This window comes from Olivibacter sp. EAT-5 (assembly GCF_044784325.1).
Lineage (GTDB): Bacteria > Bacteroidota > Bacteroidia > Sphingobacteriales > Sphingobacteriaceae > Olivibacter > Olivibacter oleidegradans.
Genome location: NZ_CP173028.1, coordinates 2,723,434 through 2,742,423, shown reverse-complemented (window position 1 = coordinate 2,742,423; position 18,990 = coordinate 2,723,434). Strand labels below are relative to the sequence as shown.

Here is an 18,990-nt window from a genome sequence, read left to right as displayed (position 1 = left end):
ACGATGATATGAAGAAGTATATAATCCATAAATTATATGTAACGGTGCTAGCCTGTTTTTTTGCTGCGGGCTGTACCAGCGATTTTGACGAAATCAATACCGATCCCACGGCTTCGCCGGGCAGCGGATTTAACCCGAATTACCTGCTGACAACCGCGCAGCTGACCTATACCGGTAGTAATGATTTCGCTTATGACACCTGGCGGGCCAACCTCATTTACTCGGCCACCATGATGCAGGGGATGGCAACGGTTGTTTCTTACTGGGCCGGCGATAAATACCAGAATAACCCCGGTTATACCTCGGCCTACTGGGAAAGAGCCTACGATGAACAGATCAAACGGATTGTGGACATTGTTGAATTCACTAGGGATAAACCCGAGTACAATAATATTCATCAGGTGGGTAGAATCTGGCGAGCCATGGCTTTTCAACGGATTTCGGATCTGTATGGGGATATACCCTATACCGAAGCAGGAGGTGCTTATTACACCGGAATACTTTACCCAAAATTTGATAGTCAACAGAGCATCTATACGGATATCCTAAAAGAAGTTGACGAAGCGATCAATGCGATCAATCCATCGGGCGATGCGGTAACCGGCGATGTAGTTTTCAATGGCGATCTGGCTAAATGGAGACGTTTCGGTTATTCGCTGATGTTGCGTATGGCCATGCGTCTGACCAAGGTGGATGAAACGCTGGCTCGCAGCTATGTAGAGCGAGCAATCGGCAATACAATGGAAGGGAACGGAGACAATGCTTTTCTGTTGCATGATGAAAGTGGAGGCAGGGCTACCCAAAATAGAAACAGCCAGGTGCTGCTGGGTGATGGTGGGCAGGAAAACTATTATGTAAAGTGGTCGGATACCTTTATTGACTTTCTCCGACAGCATGAAGACCCCCGATTGGACAGAATTGCCGTAAACAACATCTATATGTCGGAGGGGTCTAAAGAACAGAACCCCGGATACGTAGTGGGCGGAGCGTCCCAAAAGGGTATGCCGAACGGCAAAGACCTCAGCAATAATCCCTTGTACCGGATCAATGACGATCCCAGCTATACCGGCTTCCCCGATTATTCATCGCCGCATCCGCAAATGATTGCTCGTAATGCGCCTACTTTCATCTTTACGTATGCAGAATCGGAATTTTTGCTGGCTGAAGCAGCCGTTCGATGGGGCCTGGGCAATGCTGCCGAGCATTACAAAAATGGTTTAAAGGCCTCGCTAACCTTTTTGTCGCAATGGGGCAATGCGTTGGCGATTTCCGATGGCGACGCGGAGATGTATGCTTCAGCGCACCCCTTGAATATGGCCAACGCCCTGAACGATATTGGCAATCAATATTGGGCCAACGCTTGTACCAGTTTTAATTTTTATGAAGCATGGTTCAATTGGCGCAGAACGGGCGTTCCTGCCCTAACACCGGTCAATTACATCAATAACGCAACCAACGCTACGATCCCAAGACGATTCCCTTACCCCATCGCAGAGGAGAATACGAATCCCGAAAATTATCGCGCTGCTTCAGGTGCCGTTATCGGAGGTGATTTATTAACCGGAAGAGTATGGTGGGATAGCGAATAAGGAGTAATTACTATAAAAAGCGCCCGGCATCTAAAATCACCGGGCGCTTTCATTTTAACTCCCAAACTTTTGTATTCGGTAATTAAACGTTAAAATAAAGTAACGGGCTAGGCGATCACTTTGCCGGTCAACAATTTCATTATCGAACACGTCTCTGGAGATTCCGGTGTTTTCATTGAAGAGGTCAAAGCCTTCCAAGCGTACCGTTCCTTTGTTTCCCTTAAAAAACCGATACTCCACGTATACATTTAATAAGGTAGGATTTGCATTTGTGGCATTAAATCCCTTATTGATGGTTTTGGAAAAATCATAACCCACCGTCCAATCGTTAAAGAGGTAATTCCGACCTCTCAGACCAATAAAAAGTTGATTGGTACGGCGGTCGTCAAAAGTTGATGAACTATAATGTGTGCTGTTGATGGTGTAGTTAGCATTGAGCTCCGTATCTATAACATCATCCAGATCGATCCTGAATTTAAGCCCCTGCCTAAATTCCGTGTTTTTTCCGATGTTCCTTTCATTATTTGTAAAGGCAATGTTATTGCTGTAGTTTACATTTCCATAATAAGTAAGCGTATATTTCCGGTTGTCAAAAGGTTTCGATATCGAATAGTTGCCCCTGGCGGTATAGAATCCATCGGTGTTCATATAGGTAGTAACCTCCTTTAAACTGTCCGGAATAATTTCTTTGGTGGTGACAATCTTATCCCGTGTCTGAGTAAAACTGAGTTTAGAGAACAATACATAACCTGTTTCCCAATTCGCTTGCCGATATTCCAGTCCTATGTTATCCGTATATTCAGGCTTGAGGTTCGGGTTACCCGTCACCACATTCTGGATATCCGAATTATCCGTAATAGGCTGCAGTTGATTGAATGCCGGTTGGCTGCTACGTCCGTTATATTTCGCGGTCAATTGATGTTTCTCCGAAAATCGATATACAAATCTTGCATTGGGAATCCAATTGAAAGAACGCTTATAGGTATTCGTGTTCCGGGTCAGATCAGTACCTTCCAATACGGTGGGTTGCGCCATTAGTCCCAAATTGTATTTAAACTTTTCCCGATTGGTACGCCAGGTGAGCCCTAGCTGATTGGTGGTAAACTTATAATTGAACGCATTACTCAACTGCGGGTTATACATCCAAGTATCCGCCGAATCAATATCATTTACCTCCTTTGTATTCTCGGTTGATCTTCTGTTCCACTGATAACTGGCTTCCAGTACGGTATGTTCCGTAACGGGCTCCATATAGGATGCCTTCAATCGGAGGTTTGCGGTTTTATTATGATTAAAACGAAATTGGTGTTGGCGCTCATAACCCTCTCCCAGCGAATCGACAAAATAGTATTCGTTACTTACCTCCTGCTCTTCCTTTCCGTCAGCATAACTTAAATCTCCACCTGCACTTAAATTCCGACCCTGTTTCGCAAACTTATGGTTATAGAACCATTCAATACCATAAGAGCCTGATTTTGCATGCTGCTCCAGCTGGCTATTCCTTACGGAAGATGTATTCAATAAATTAGTCGTACTTACCCCCTGACCGGTAGCCCGACTGTTTTCATAACGGATCTCGGGTTCAACCTTCAAATAATTAGCCGTATCCGGGCGGTATTCCAGGTTCCAATCCAGTTTATATTCTGATTGGCTGTTATAATCGCTGTTATTTTCATCCTCCATACGCGTATAATCGCGGTAAAATTGCTGACTGGCATTACGTTCCTGCTTTCTGTTAACGTTATTATTAAGACGAAGACTTCCATAGGAGGTCAATTGCTCGCTCCAGTTATCCCGGTAGTTCATTTTGAAGGATTTGGCATCCGTTAAGCCGGCAGATCGCGCCGAAGTATTGTTAATCGAGCCATCGACCGAAATCTGCTGATCTTCCTTAAACCTGTTGCCTCGCAAACGACCCGAATAGCGGTCAAAAGAGCCCACTCCACCACCTACTTTTGCAAAGTAGCCATTCCTTTTATCAGGCTTCGTATTGATGTTGATAATTTTTTGGGATTCCCCGTTCTTCACACCCGTTACATTTGCCTGTTCGCCATAATCATCAATAAGCTGGATATTCTGTACAATATCAGCCGGAAGATTCTGCAGTGCAGCCGCAGCATCGTCGCCAAAAAAATCCTTACCGTTCAATCGCACCTTCATAACAGGTTCACCCTGTGCCGTTATGTTTCCATCTGCACTCACCTCCATACCGGGGAGTTTACGAACCATTTCTTCCACCGCATCCCCTTCCCGTACCTGGTAAGCCATGGCATCAAACGCAATCGTGTCTTCCATCACCGTTACCGGATGAACACCTGTAATTTCTACCTCGTCTAAAAAGTTAAAAGCTTCAGCCAAGATAATGGCCGGAATCTTAAATACCGGTTCATTGTCATCTATCGTATATTTCCTATTAAAAGAATGGAAACCAATCGTCGAAATCGCCAGCGAAAGCCTTTTTGCCTTTACATTTATAAATGCAAAAAGGCCCCGCTCATCGGTAACGGTAATCATCGTATCCCCAGGTGCTATAAGTTTTACCAAAGCTCCCGGAATAGGCTTACCCAGGCTATCTTGGGCAAGCCCCTCCACGCTGTGTTTAACCTGTCCAAGCCCTTGATTGACAAGTACAAAAAAGAACGCGCATAAAAGGATTATTTTCATTTAATACGACTATAAAACAGGTTTTACGTGAGCTTCGTCTACTAAACTATTTAAATAATTTTCGATATTGGTATAGCCGTTAGCGGCGAACTCCTGCCCATCCGAGGTCTTATTGGCATCTAAACCACTCTTCTTTTCCCATTCGTTCGGAATCCCATCCGAATCGCTGTCTATATAAGGTTTTCCTTCATAAGTCGGATAACCACCAACCTGACGGATATCCGTAATGATCCCACCTTTATAGGAATCAATAGGGAGCCTCCTATGCTCAAATTGTGTAGTTGGTAATTTCACACTCTTCAGGTAATCGATTTTCCCGGTTTTCACCTGCGCAATCACACGCTTATCGACCGCATCACGGATTGGTAAAGTGGCGCCGGCATGCTGTAGTACATAATTATAAGCCTTTTCAGTTGGCAAGATATTAATCGCTGGCATTGGTAAAGGAGTATCAACTTCCATTGCATCAAAAAAGGATTTTGCCTGGTCAAAAGTTAACAATTCGCCATCCTTTCCTTCAATCTGTATTCCGCCATCCCAGTTATTTTTTGTAACCTGCTGGTTCCCTTCCACGATATTGCCTTTTACATAAGCCCTGCCAAAGACAACATAAGCGAGCTTACTCCGCCCCGATTCAGGTTTGAGAATTCGATAACTAATGGGCTTGTCTTTCGGCGTTAAAGGCCCTGGTTTATAATAGTTATTGATAATATTATATTGCGCCGTATAGTCGCCGCCATCTGTGGAGCGATGCACCCAATTGAAAACAACATTATTGGCAAAATTGAAGACGCCGTTCCAGCCGATCGACGGATTTCGTGCCGCGTTGTCCGCCCAAAGGTTCCGCATAAACGTACAATTCTCGCCACCTAGGGTGCTTCCAAAAGCATGATTCCAGGTATCCAACGCTTCCGAAAATATAGAATTCTGGATGGTGATATTGACTGTTCCGAGCTTAACTTCTTTTTTACCTGTGCTATCGTTATACATATGCCTATACATCGACATATTCTCATCCAGTCCCCAGCTTGCAGAAACATGATCAATCATAATATTTCCGACTGGATTTCCCCCAATGGCATCATCCCGTCTTCCTACGTTTGTCTCGCCTCTACGAAAACGCATATAGCGGATCACCACATCATGCGTGTTAATCCAGACCGATTCTCCTGCCACACAAATACCGTCGCCCGGAGCCGATTGCCCTGCAATGGTTATATAAGGAGCCCTTATAATCAAGGGGCTTTTTAACCGTATAATTCCGGACACATTAAAGACAACCGTTCTAGCACCTCCCTGTTCACAGGCATAGCGTAATGTACCCGGGCCACTGTCGGCCAAACTGGTAACCACATAGGTTTTGCCACCTCGTCCACCAAACGAGAACGCACCTCCCCCTTCAGCACCCGGGAAGGCCGGTATTTTGGCCTGCGGCAGATCGGTTGGTCTACCGGCCCAAGGTATGAAGGGCTTTCCCTCTTTCGCTTCCTGCGTTATTTTAGGGAGTGCCTGCAACCATGCGCTATCCGATAAGCGCATCGTCTCATCCATCAATACCTTCGTAGCTTTCTGTACCTCTTGGGGGATTTGCGGATATTGCGCCCAGGCAATGCGGCTCATCAATAAGCCCGTTACCAACAGAAAAGCCAGTCTCGATGTAAGCAACTGTATTCGAAGTGTTTTTATCTGCATAACATTAAGTTTATACGATAAAATAAGGTTATATTACCCGAATAAAAAACAATATGCGGATGAAGCGCGATATTTACCGATTGAAGTAGGAGTATTTATAGATGAACCTACCTCACCTTAAGCCCGCTATGCGGTGGTCCGTAACTGGGTGTTAGCTATTGCCCGAGCCAAATTTTAAAATTTGGAGTTTTCTGGCTGCTGATAACGATATCTGATCCATCCGCTAGGGCCGGATGCAGCATTAATTTCAGGCGTCCTTTAAAGTAAGGGTGAATTTCATGTACCGCATCAATATGAATGATAAGTTTACGGTTTACATGAAAAAATAACTCCGGATCCAATAGTGTCATCAAGTCATCCAGCGAATAATCGACAGGAAAGTTCCTGCCTTCTTTATCCACTAACAGCGTAAGCTTATTGCTCGAAAAAAAGTAGGCAATCTGTTCGATTTTGACTGGCTTTATTTTCGTCCCGATTTTTACCATAAACCTGGTTTTATAAGGCTGCTTTTGAATCTGGATTACTTTCACCAATTTATTAAAGTCGATCTCCGGTAATTGCGGTGCAGGACGACCGAGCATCGTATTCATTTTCTTAAGACTTTTTTCTAGCTTTTCATACTGTAAGGGCTTTAACAGGTAGTCAATGCTATGGAATCGAAAGGCGTCTAGGGCATATTGGTTATAGGCTGTGCAGAAAATAATGGGCGATTGGATTTTCACCTCATTGAATATCTCAAAGCACAATCCGTCGGCCAGGTGCACATCCAGAAAAATGAGATCGGGCTGCCGGTTTTCCGAAAACCATTTTATTGATGCGCTGATAGACGACAGCACGGCTAATATGCGTATCTTCGAATCGTATTGTCCGATCAGTTCAATCAACCTTTCGACGGCGGGTTCCTCGTCTTCAATTACTAAAACATCCATCATTTACACGTTTTTTCTGATTATTCCTCCATTTCAAATAAGGGCAACTCTACTTTATAATGCGGACCATCTATTTGAACAACTGGTAGTTCATCCGACAAATGCATATAACGTTTACGGATATTATCCATCCCCGTCCCGGGCTTATTATGATTAGCCAAGGATAATGGCTGGTAATTATTGATAACCGTTAAACTATTCCATTTCGTTAAACGAACATCCACTACCAAAGGCGTTTCTTTGGCGATCACATTATGTTTCACGGCATTTTCAATGAGCATCTGTAGCGCCATGGGCGGTATCGCCAATGGGTTGCTTTCATCAATTGTGACCTCTAACGTGACGCGCAGCGCCTTACCGAAACGTTGTTTCAACAAATGGACATAAGCCTGTACGAAAGACAACTCAATGTGTAAAGGTACGAGGTCTTCTTTCCGGTATTGCAATATATAACGATACACCTCGGCAAACTTTTCCAGGAAGTATTGTGCACTTTTGCCATCCTTTTCAATCAGTCCGGCCAGTACATTTAAGCTATTGAACAAAAAATGAGGATCAACCTGTAAACGAAGTGCATCAAGTTGGCTGCGCAGATGCCTTTCATTGAGTAGGTTTGACTTAACTTCCGCCTTCTTCCACAGCATCATAAAATAAATACCAAAATTGATCGACAAAATCGGTATGATGAACAGTAGGCCATAAATGTTGAGCACCAGCATCTGAGCATGATCGGGTGGATCCTCGTTCACCCATCGCTTAAAAAGGTAATACGTCAGATTAATAACAGCTAACGAAAATATACTACTGCATATCAATTGTAGAAAAAACCTTGCGGAAGGGTGTTTAAGCCAAGGAACCGATTGGTCCAACAAGCGGTAGAGATATCGATTTCCAAACCACAATAAGATAATGACAAAAAGTATCCATAGCAAAACCACGGCATATAGCACATCCAGCTCATCACTAAAAACCTGCACACCCACAAACACCGCGAGCGTGATCAGTGCGATCGCAATGATGTAAATTACAGTTGATTTCGACGATCTTGCCATATTTTCTTCAGAATGAAATTTCTTTTATTTTATCCCATGTGAAGTAATTATAAACTCCATTTTTTGACCGGATAATTACTCCCCAATTTCTGTCACTTACATCATTCTCCCACCCGAGCAAATATGTTTTCCCATTGTTAAGCAACACTTTTGTATAGCGCTCTTGCTTTGGCACCAGTTTCCTGATCTCGCGGAAAGGAATCTGGTAATGCAAGCCATCTCGGCGCCCTTCCAACAATTCCATATCCCATTCTTCATCCAGATCGAAAATACAGACTCCCTTTACTTTTTTATTATCTTTTGTCAAGACCTCTGCCTGTAAACGTTTTGGTTTAATATAATCACGATAAGACAAGCCTTCTTTGGGCTGTTCTGTAAATTTCACCGACTCAAAGGCCTTCCATTCAACCACCACTCTGCCCAAAATGGGATGCATCACGACAATTCCCCTGATGGATGTACCTACATCACGCGTTCCTTTTAACCGATATTTCTTCCCATCCTTTAACGTAATTTTAGCAGCGTTATCATCTTTTTCAATTTGTAGTATTCGTTGAAACGCATAGCGCTTAAGTTTTCCTACACCGTCTATTTTCCCCGTCAATTGATGGCTGTCAAGGTACTTGTATTTGTCCCATTGAATAAATCCGGTAATTGCACCTTTAGAAGTATATACCGTTCCATAGAGCGGCTCACCATTGGCAGCTCTCATATCTTTTGGCATTTCGCTGAATTCAATCGAACCTATTTCGTCCCAGTGTATCGTACGCGAATCACCTTTGTAATAGACAACGATGCTTCGGCCTAAATGCCGGTTGTCCTTCTCTTCCTCGGCCACCCGTAATTTCTCGCCATTTTTGAAATAGATCTGGGCTTCCCTATCGCCTTTTACATGGATCATGCTGATATCTCCGAAGCGGCATAATATTTCGGCCTGTCTTTTTGGATTTTTATCTTTCCATAGGCTCATAAATTTCCAATCGAGCTCTTTTTCGTTTCCGGTATTGAGGAGACGCTTCCGCTGCGGGCCCGATAGGTATCGCCATGCGTTATGCGTCGTTTTGCTGACAACAAGCACATCGCTCCACAGACGCTGATGGGCGCTCCATTTGATCGGACCGGTATAAGCCTGCTTATTCTTCAACGTTACTTTTCCATAGATAAAGCCTTGGTACTGAGCACGACAATCTACTGGATAAAAAAAACACAACATCATAAAGCCAACACTTCGAAAAAAAAATCCTAACCGCATCCAATAAGGTGTTATCAAAATAAACTTCTAAATAAAGGCATTCGTCTAAACTAGACAAGTTAAACAAGATCAATCAGGATTTTGGCCTTATGAATCGGGATATTTTCTTTATCAAGCATCGATATGCTCAATTTGCCTTCAAAAACAAAGAACTACTAGAATGTTCGCTTATTTTCACAGCTTTTAAACTATTTTAACTGATCCGTCACCACGTGATATGTTGGGTCCTCCAAAATGTTCACTTCGATCAGGTCTTCGGCATTTTGCAGCAATTTCCGGCAATCGCTGCTCAGGTGCTTAAGATGCAGTGTTTTCCCCGCCTTTTTATACCTTTCGGTGAGTTTGTTTAACGCTTCAATTCCCGACATATCTGCTACTCTACTTTCCCTAAAATCAATAACAACCTCCTGAGGATCATGCAGCACGTCGAACTTTTCATTGAAAGCCGTTATCGAACCAAAAAATAGCGGCCCATAAATTTCATAATGCTTCGCACCCTTTTCATCTATATATTTTCTGGCGCGGATCCGCTTGGCACTCTCCCAGGCAAAAACCAGGGCCGATATTACAACACCTATCAATACAGCGAGCGCAAGATTATGAAGCAATACCGTAACAGCTGCTACCAGCACACCTACAAAGATATCCTGCTTCGGCATTTTTCCGATCATCCTAAAACTGATCCACTCAAAAGTTCCTACGGCCACCATAATCATTACACCCGTTAATGCCGCCATAGGTACTTTCTCGATTAAAGGAGCACCGAACATGATAAACACAAGTAACATCACAGCAGCTACCATTCCGGATAAACGTGCCCTGGCACCGGCAGAAATGTTTATCAGGCTTTGTCCGATCATGGCGCAGCCGCCCATACCCGAAAATAGTCCGCTCAGCATGTTTGCGGCACCCTGTGCCACACACTCTTTATTCCCTCTTCCGCGTGTTTCGGTAATTTCGTCAATTAAATTTAAAGTGAGCAGGCTTTCAATTAAGCCAACCCCTGCCATAATAGCGGCATAGGGAAAAATAATCTTCAGTGTCTCGAAGTTAAATGGAACGGCAGGCAGATGAAAGGGCGGAAAACCACCTTTAATCGAAGCTATATCGCCTACAGTTTTAGTTTCCAGTCCGAGACCAATCACCAGGAGAAAGACCACAATAATTGCTACTAAAGATGCAGGCACAGCTTTGGTTAACTTAGGTAGAAAAACCATTATGGCGATGGTAAGTGCCACTAACCCCAGCATCATCATCAGCGGCTGCCCACTTAGCCAGACCACTTCACCATTAACGTCGGCTTTGAACTGATCCAGTTGCGACATAAAAATAATAATAGCCAATCCGTTCACAAAACCAAACATAACAGGATGTGGCACCAAACGGATCAGCTTCCCCAGGCGTAACAGGCCCACAAGGATCTGAATGGTACCGGCAAGTACCACCGTAGCCAGCACATATTCTATCCCATGTGATTTTGCCAGAGCGACAATTACGACAGCTACAGCACCCGTTGCGCCGGAAATCATTCCCGGTCTTCCGCCAAAAATAGCCGTTATCAATCCCATAACAAATGCGGCATATAAACCGACAAGCGGCGGCAGACCGGCGATCATTGAAAATGCAACGGCTTCGGGGATCAGTGCAAGTGCTACCGTTAAGCCGGCTAAAACTTCGATTTTGTAATCGACCTTTTGCTTAAAGTCGAAGAGACGTAAGTATTGATTCATAATACGATCGTAAAAAGTAAAAAAATAAAAAGAATGCGATTATTTATCGGAGAATATCCATAATAACGACCTGCCACTATAGGACTATAGTGATTAAAAGGGGAAAAACATCATTCTCAGGGCGGAGTAACCTGACTACTTTGCTTTTTTCTGGTCATGGTTACAAAAATAGAAATAATTCCAAAACGATGAAATATATAGCATTTTTTTTAGAAAAGTCCTATAAGCACTAGGTGATAAATTATAAGTGTTAGACAGCGTCAATACCATTATCGCATTAGCTCATCGGCTAATTAAAACTTTCCTACTCTACTACTCCTCTACTCAACAATTTAACTAATCTCACAACCGGCAATAAGCAACCCTAAATTCATCACTCATCACTTTAAAAAACCGACTCCTCTACTTAACTCACGCAGCTGAAAACACATAACTATAAAGCTAAATCATTCAATTGAAATATTATTTAACAACGAGTTATTTTCTTAATAAACAACACTTTAATAAAAAAAAACATTAGTTTGAAATATCGTTATAACTATTTTTTGATTCGATTTAAATCAGGCGAATAGCTAGTTTTAGCAATCAATATAAGTAAACCGATTAATAGCTTTTACCTTTATATGAACCAGAAAATTCTAGTTGTAGGCAGTTCCAATACAGACATGGTAATTAAAGCGGCTAAGTTTGCATTACCCGGGGAAACGATTTTAGGAGGCGAGTTTTTTATGAATCCGGGAGGAAAGGGAGCAAACCAGGCGATCGCCGCCTCTCGATTGGGTGGTGATGTAACCTTTGTCGGCAAAGTCGGCAGCGATATATTCGGCCGCCAAGCATTGCAGCAATTGACAAAAGAAAACATCGAAACGCGTTTCGTTATAGTCGATCATGAATATCCGTCCGGCGTCGCCCTGATTAATGTAGATAGCAAAGGACAAAACTGCATCGTTGTTGCGCCGGGTGCAAATGGCCAATTGCAACCTGCTGATATAGATCACGTTTTATCGGAAGTACCCCAGGAAAACTTAGTATTGGTACAATTGGAAATCCCCATTGATACTGTCACCCACCTGATCCGCAAAACAGCCGAATTGGGTAACCGATTGATACTCAATCCGGCTCCTGCACAAAATTTACCCAATGAGTTATTCGCTTCCATCTATACCATCACTCCCAATGAAACCGAGATCGAATTGCTCACTGGGATACGTGTTAAAGACATAGGTTCTGCCAAAGCAGCCGGTAGCAAGTTATTGGACCTAGGGGTACAGCAGGTCATCATCACACTTGGATCACAAGGCGCTTATCTCCATACTAGTTCAATTTCCAAACTGATTGCAGCACCAGAGGTGACTGCGGTAGATACCACTGCTGCCGGCGACTGCTTTAATGGAGCGCTTGCAGTGGCTTTGGCTGAGGATATGGGTATGGAAAGCGCCGTACATTTTGCATGCAGGGCGGCCGCGATTTCCGTTACCCGTATGGGGGCACAACAATCGATTCCATATCGCAAAGAACTGCAGCAGCGCTAGTTACCGGCCAACCTATACAAACAATACTAACCATCAAATTATGAATACAATACCCATTAAAATCTGTACGGCCATCTGCGCCTTTAATTGGGCAATAGCAGACCCCTGCTTCGCTTCACCCGTACCTTCATTTATTCGAAAGGAATTTGCGCAGCAATCCATCGCGTCCGGAACCGTTCGGGACGGGAATGGCCAACCATTGGAAAACATTAACGTCACTTTGAAAGGGAGCGCTGTTGGAACGCAGACCAATAGCCAGGGGCAATACCGCTTAGCCATTCCGACCGCTACAGGCATCTTGGTTTTTTCTGGTATTGGCTATACCGCCAAGGAGCAAACCTTACAGGGATCGGGCACCTATGATGTAGCGCTCGATGAAAATACGGCAGACTTGGATGAAGTAGTAGTAGTAGGCTATGGTAGCCAGAAGAAAAGCCAGATAACCGGTGCCATTGCATCTGTAAGTTCTGCGGAAATCGCCGCAGTGCCTGTTACATCACCCGACCAAGCACTGCAAGGTCGGGCGGCCGGTGTGGATGTAGTAGCTAGTGGGAATGCCCCTGGACAAGGCGCCACCATCCGCATTCGGGGTGCCAAGTCGATAACAGCGAGCAATGATCCGTTGTTTGTGGTTGACGGCATACCCATTTCCGGTGGTCTGAATGATATCAATCCCAATGTTATCGAGTCTATGGAAGTACTAAAAGACGCCTCTGCAACAGCAATCTATGGTGCGCGTGGTTCGAACGGCGTTGTACTGATCACGACAAAACGAGGGCTTGATGGCAAAACGCGCATCAATTATGACACCTATTTTGGCTTGTCGAGCATCTTGAACAAAGTGGAAGTCCTAGGCTCGGACGACTGGGTAAAATATAAAAGTGCCTCCCGCGGAACCGACGTATTGGAGGATCTACTCGATCCTATCGAGCTCAATAATTATCAAGCAGGCCGCAGTGTCGACTGGCAAGATCTGGTACTTAGAAAGGGTAGGCAGCAAAGTCATTCAATTGGCGTGTTAGGAGGTAATGCCAAAACGAAATTTGCACTAAATGCCAATTTTTTAGAACAACAAGGCATCGTAAAAAGTTCAAGTTTTGTCAGGGGTTCTATACAAGCCAATCTCGATCACCAGATCAATGATCATTTTAAAATAGGCTCATCTACCCTTCTTTCCATGTCAAAAGAGCAAATCCAGAACATGACACAAGTTTTGGGACAAGCGATGCGCATAGGGCCTCTTGGCGACCTTTACAATCCCGACGGATCTTACCGTATGTTTCCTACCAGCGAAGCCTTACTGGCCAATCCGATGCTCGATCTCGAAAACGACATTAACCGACGTATCCGCACGCGTATTTTTGCCAGCTTGTTCGGCGAATACGAGTTTATGAAAGGTTTAAAATATCGCCTCAACTTCGGGCCTGATATTACCTTTGTTGATGAAGGCAGAATGATCGGCACGAATACTTCCACCATTCAAGGTGGTTTAAATAGAGCCTCCAATGCGAAGATGGACACAAAAGCCTACACACTTGAGAACCTACTTACCTACACCAAAAACTGGCACGATCAGCATAACCTTGAAGCAACCTTATTACAAAGTATTCAGCAACAGACTTACGAATCCAACTCCTTAGAAGCCCAAGGAATACCTTCGGAGGCCATGTTATGGCATGATTTGTCTGCAGGTCAGATCCGGAACTTCGACTCCGATCAACAGCAGTGGTCTATTTTATCTTACATGGCCCGGATTAATTATGGATTTAAAGATCGATACTTGTTGACGCTCACCGCGCGTAGAGACGGGTCCTCACGATTCGGACAAGACAGAAAATACGGCTTTTTTCCTTCCGTAGCTGCTGCATGGCGTCTTTCGCAGGAGAACTTTCTGAAAAATACAAGCTTCCTAACTGATCTTAAACTACGTGCCAGTTATGGCGAAATCGGTAATACAGCGCTAGACCCTTATCAGTCACTTGGCCGTTTAGTACGACGCTCGTATATGTACGGCTCAGAAATAGCACTCGGTTTTGAGCCGGGTACCTTACCAAATGCCGATTTAATGTGGGAAACGTCCAAGCAAACCAATATCGGTATTGATTTCGCTTTGTGGAACAGCCGTCTATCGGGGTCGGTAGAACTCTATAATATCCGGACTACCGACCTACTGCTTAACCGCGCGCTTGCACCACATACGGGCTACCAATCGGCCATTACCAACATCGGCTCTACTGATAATAAGGGTTTTGAATTGAACCTATCATCCATCAATCTTGAGCTCCAAAGTGGATTTCGCTGGACAACCAACCTTAACCTCGCGATCAATCGCAATAAAATCATCGACCTCTATGGCGATCAGCAAGATGATGTGGGAAATGCACGCTTTATTGGCCAGCCAATTAATGTGTATTATGATCTCCAATTCGATGGCATTTGGCAGGAAGATGAAGCAGAGCAGGCAGCTCGCTATGGCCGTACACCAGGGCAAATTAAGGTGCGCGATACGAACAACGACGGGCAGATCAATGCAGAAGACCGCGTGATCCTCGGCACACCCTTCCCCAAATGGAGCGGTGGTATTACCAATAATTTCCAGTACAAAGGTTTCGATCTATCCGTCTTTTTAAATGTACGGCAAGGCTTTTTGATCAACAGTGGCATATATGCCCTAGATAATCTAGAAGGAAGATATAACCTCCCAACCTTTGTCAACTATTGGACGCCGGAGAATCGCAGCAACGATTTCCCCAAGCCGGTAACTCCGGGTGCCAACAACCCCAACCTGAGTACCCTACGATATAAGGATGGATCTTTCGTACGCATACGAAATATCAATTTCGGTTATACCTTCAAGCCAAATCAATTAAAACATTTGCGTATGGAATCACTGCGCATCTATTTAAGCGCTCAAAATCCCTTCACCTTTACAAAATACAAAGGATGGGATCCTGAGGCAGGTAGCGAAGTAAACAGCTACCCAAGCGCAAAATTGTTCTTACTTGGATTAAATGTCAGCTTTTAACCAAAACCAACTATGAAAGCGAAATTATCTATATCGGTGTTGCTGCTCCTATGCATGCAAGCCTGTAAAAAAGACTTTTTGGACGAAACCCCACGTTCCGTGCTCAACCCCGTCACCTTCTATGTGGACGAAACCGCGCTCAATGCCGGACTTAATGCCGCTTACGCAGACTTAAGGCCTATTTACGGCGAAAATGAAGAACCCTTTCGATTAACCATTCTCGGTACGGATATCTATACCCATGGAAAAGGAACGCAGGGTTTACCCTTTAATATTTACGATCCGGATCTAAATGCATTCTCTTCCGAGGTAAATTTCATATGGTCTAACTGTTATAAGATCATCAACGTTTGTAATACCGTCAACGCCTCGGCCGAAAATATCGATATGGATGAGCAAAAAAAATTGCAGATCGTGGCAGAAGCCAGGTTTATCCGGGCATTAGCCTATTATTGGCTAGTTCAGCAGTTCGGTGATGTACCCCTAAAGCTCAACCCTACAGTAACCGTTGAAACAGAAGCCGAGAGAACACCGACTCCTCAGGTTTACGAAGCCATGATTGCCGACTTAGTCTTTGCGACAGAGCATCTAGCGCCCAGTTCGTCGCAGTGGGGACGTGCGCGTAAAGGCGCCGCACAACATTTGCTCAGCAAAGTGTACCTATTGACACACGATTGGGAAAATGCCGCTCGTTATGCGCAAATCGTTATCAATGACAAAACGAATTATGCCCTCGAACCTGTTTTCAGTCGGATTTTCCATCACGAGAATCAAGAAAATAAAGAAATTATATTTTCTGTACAATTTGAAAACGACCCGACCAATTCCGGTAACAATGGTAACAGAACGCACCTGTATTTTCAGAATTCATATTCAGATATACCGGGCATGACACGTGTACTTCAATGGGGAAGACCATTTTCGCGCTATGCACCAACTGCCTACCTGATGAGCTTGTACGACGACGAGCGCGACCAACGAAGTGATATCTGGCGTACCTTCGACGATTATTACTATAATTTTGAAGCGACGTTGCCTGCAGGGAAGTCGGTAGGTGACCCTGTGGACGAAAGCTGGCGAAATAAAATCGAATTTCACCCTACCTTGCTCAAATATTGGGATCCTACACGACCTACTGTAAACGAAGAGCGTGGGAACAAAGACTTCATCGTTTTCCGTTTAGCAGAGACCTATCTAATTGCCGCCGAAGCACTCATGATGGCAGGTAAAACCAATGATGCCGTCAGCTATTTCAATGAGGTTCGCAAGCGAGCCAGCAGAACGGGTTATAACCTATCCATTAACCCCTCTGATTTAAACATTGATGTGATCCTTGAAGAACGTGCTCGCGAATTAGCCGGCGAAATGCATCGCTGGTTCGATCTGGTACGTACAGGAAAGGCGCTTGAGCGAATCAGGGCTTATTCGGCCGCGGGCCAGCAGATACAACCCTACCATTTATTGCGCCCTATCCCGCAAACACAAATTGATCTGTTAACCGTGCCTTTTGCACAGAATCCAAACTACTGATATGAGACCAACAAAATGGCTTGTTTACCTGTCCGTTTTCTATATGCGTGCCATGGTCATCTATGCGCAGACCCCTGTTATACTGGACGCCGATATCGATTCAGATGTTGATGACGTAGAAGCATTGGCCATGCTGCATCATTTGGCAGACGATGCTAAAGTATCACTGTTGGGTTTAATAGTAACGAGTGACGATCCATATGCAGCCCTTTGTGCCAGTGCCTTTAACACCTACTTTGGAAGGCCGCACTTGCCGATCGGCGTGCTCAAAAATCAAGTTGCGCTCCATAATCACTCCAAGTACACCAAACAGATCGCTCAAAACTATCCCCGCAAATTGCAGACACTATCAACTGCTGAAGATGCCACCACCTTGTATCGACGCTTACTTGCATCCAGTGCCGATTCGTCTGTTATTATCATAACCATCGGCCACCTTTCCAACTTCAGCAATCTGCTCGCTTCCAAACCGGATGAGATTTCGACTTTATCGGGGAAAGCGCTTGCCGAAAAAAAAGTTAAGAAATGGGTATGTATGGGCGGTCAGTTCCCGGAAGGAAAAGAAGCCAATTTCTATCGCCCAGATCCAGCCTCAACCGTGTATTGCGTAACTCAATGGAGTCGGCCGGTTACTTTTGCGGGCTGGGAGGTGGGTGAAAAAATAATCACCGGCGGAAGCTATTTGCGTGATCGCTTACCAGCGGGTAGCCCCGTTCGTCAAGCCTATGCATTATATAATAATTTCAAAGGCAGGCCTAGTTGGGATCAAGTAGCAATTTATGTCCTATGTAGTGATGCCGATAATTATTTCGAACAAATTGGCAATGGCCGTTGTGAAGTGCGTCCCAACGGAAGCAACTATTGGCGATCCGGCGAACCAAGCAATCATCATTTTTTGCGCCTTCGAAAAGGCGCAAATCTTGTTGAGCTGGCGAAGAAAATGGATGATATGGCTATTAAATAATCAAGAAGAACTACTACAAATTTGCTTTTATGTTCATTTTAGATAACTACGCGCTTGCAGTCACCTTTTGCTTTGTAACGATGTTGTGTTGGGGTTCCTGGGCCAATACCGGCAAACTTGCCGATAAGGGATGGCGATTCGAACTCTATTATTGGGACTATGTATGGGGCGTTTTATTACTTTCGGTGCTTTCCGCCTTTAGCATGGGAAGTATCGGATCTGCGGGCAGGTCTTTTCTAGACGATATCCATCAGGCCGATTATGCCAATATCTATAGTGCTGTCTGTGGTGGTGCTTTGTTCAACCTTGCAAATATCTTGTTGATGGCTGCCATCGCAATCGCCGGCATGTCAGTAGCCTTTCCCGTCGGCATCGGTATCGCACTTATTCTAGGTATTATCGACAACTATATCGCACAGCCGTTGGGGAATCCCGTGGTATTGTTTGCCGGTGTCCTCCTAATTGCACTAGCCATCGTTCTGAATGCCATAGCTTTCGGAAGGTTAAACCGATCCGATAAACGTCTATCTACAAAAGGATTGCTAACTGCGATAATAAGTGGTTGCTTAATGGGCTTGTTTTACGGATTCGTTGCCAAATCGATGGCCACTAATCACAGCTCACCGGAGCCTGGCATGTTGACACCTTATACCGCAATTGTTTGTTTTTCGGTTGGGCTGTTATTGAGTAATTTAATACTAAACACGCTTTTAATGAAAATACCGTTGGAAGGACAACCGCTTACGTTTGCGGACTACTTTAAAGGAAGCACAAAAAGTCATGTCATGGGCCTTTTGGGTGGAATGATTTGGTGCTTGGGTATGTTATGCAGTATTATTGCCTCTGATAAGGCCGGGCCCGCCATTTCCTATGGCTTAGGGCAAGGGGCCACGATTGTCGCCGCCATTTGGGGTATTTATATCTGGAAAGAATTTGCCAAGGCTCCACCAGGTACATTGAAAATATTAAATTGGATGTTGATTATATTTGTTGCGGGGTTGACCCTGTTGATAACCGCTCGCATTATTTAA

The 18,990-nt window shown here is 44.4% G+C and carries 12 protein-coding genes; 6 read left to right on the top strand and 6 right to left on the bottom strand.

The features are described from left to right. Positions 1–8 precede the first annotated feature (8 nt). Positions 9–1,589 carry a SusD/RagB family nutrient-binding outer membrane lipoprotein gene (locus ACH11B_RS11220; RefSeq protein ID WP_377612766.1) on the top strand — a complete coding sequence of 527 codons (1,581 nt, stop codon included), beginning with the start codon at positions 9–11 and terminating at the stop codon, positions 1,587–1,589. Between the two features lie 54 nt (positions 1,590–1,643). On the opposite strand, the gene ACH11B_RS11215 is transcribed toward ACH11B_RS11220, so the two are convergent. From ACH11B_RS11215 to ACH11B_RS11190, 6 genes are all read right to left on the bottom strand, one after another. After that, positions 1,644–4,253, bottom strand: coding sequence for an outer membrane beta-barrel family protein (locus ACH11B_RS11215; protein WP_377612768.1), 2,610 nt, complete (start codon positions 4,251–4,253; stop codon positions 1,644–1,646). Positions 4,254–4,262: 9 nt separating this feature from the next. Continuing rightward, on the bottom strand, positions 4,263–5,873 hold the full coding sequence (locus ACH11B_RS11210) for a polysaccharide lyase family 1 protein (RefSeq protein WP_377612842.1): 1,611 nt from the start codon (positions 5,871–5,873) through the stop codon (positions 4,263–4,265). Positions 5,874–6,100: 227 nt separating this feature from the next. After that, positions 6,101–6,877: a LytR/AlgR family response regulator transcription factor gene (locus ACH11B_RS11205; protein WP_377612769.1), complete on the bottom strand. Its 777-nt coding sequence runs from the start codon at positions 6,875–6,877 to the stop codon at positions 6,101–6,103. Positions 6,878–6,894: 17 nt separating this feature from the next. Next, positions 6,895–7,926, bottom strand: coding sequence for a sensor histidine kinase (locus ACH11B_RS11200; RefSeq protein ID WP_377612771.1), 1,032 nt, complete (start codon positions 7,924–7,926; stop codon positions 6,895–6,897). A gap of 7 nt (positions 7,927–7,933) precedes the next feature. Further along, positions 7,934–9,178, bottom strand: coding sequence for a hypothetical protein (locus ACH11B_RS11195; RefSeq protein ID WP_377612773.1), 1,245 nt, complete (start codon positions 9,176–9,178; stop codon positions 7,934–7,936). Positions 9,179–9,366: 188 nt separating this feature from the next. After that, complete coding sequence (locus tag ACH11B_RS11190; protein ID WP_377612775.1) at positions 9,367–10,908, bottom strand: SulP family inorganic anion transporter; 1,542 nt, start codon at positions 10,906–10,908, stop codon at positions 9,367–9,369. 623 nt (positions 10,909–11,531) lie between these two features. Between ACH11B_RS11190 and rbsK the strand changes: the two genes are divergently transcribed. From rbsK to ACH11B_RS11165, 5 genes are read left to right on the top strand one after another with little or no spacing between them, the layout of a single operon-like run. After that, complete coding sequence (rbsK, locus tag ACH11B_RS11185) at positions 11,532–12,440, top strand: ribokinase (RefSeq protein ID WP_377612777.1); 909 nt, start codon at positions 11,532–11,534, stop codon at positions 12,438–12,440. A 40-nt stretch (positions 12,441–12,480) separates the two neighbouring features. Continuing rightward, a complete protein-coding gene (locus ACH11B_RS11180; RefSeq protein ID WP_377612779.1) occupies positions 12,481–15,465 on the top strand; it encodes a SusC/RagA family TonB-linked outer membrane protein in 2,985 nt (994 codons plus the stop codon). A 12-nt stretch (positions 15,466–15,477) separates the two neighbouring features. Next, entirely contained in the window at positions 15,478–16,995 is a 1,518-nt protein-coding gene (locus ACH11B_RS11175) for a RagB/SusD family nutrient uptake outer membrane protein (protein WP_377612781.1), read from the top strand. A 1-nt stretch (position 16,996) separates the two neighbouring features. Continuing rightward, positions 16,997–17,959 carry a nucleoside hydrolase gene (locus tag ACH11B_RS11170; RefSeq protein ID WP_377612783.1) on the top strand — a complete coding sequence of 321 codons (963 nt, stop codon included), beginning with the start codon at positions 16,997–16,999 and terminating at the stop codon, positions 17,957–17,959. A 29-nt stretch (positions 17,960–17,988) separates the two neighbouring features. Further along, positions 17,989–18,990, top strand: a complete 1,002-nt coding sequence (locus tag ACH11B_RS11165; protein WP_377612785.1) for a GRP family sugar transporter — start codon at positions 17,989–17,991, stop codon at positions 18,988–18,990.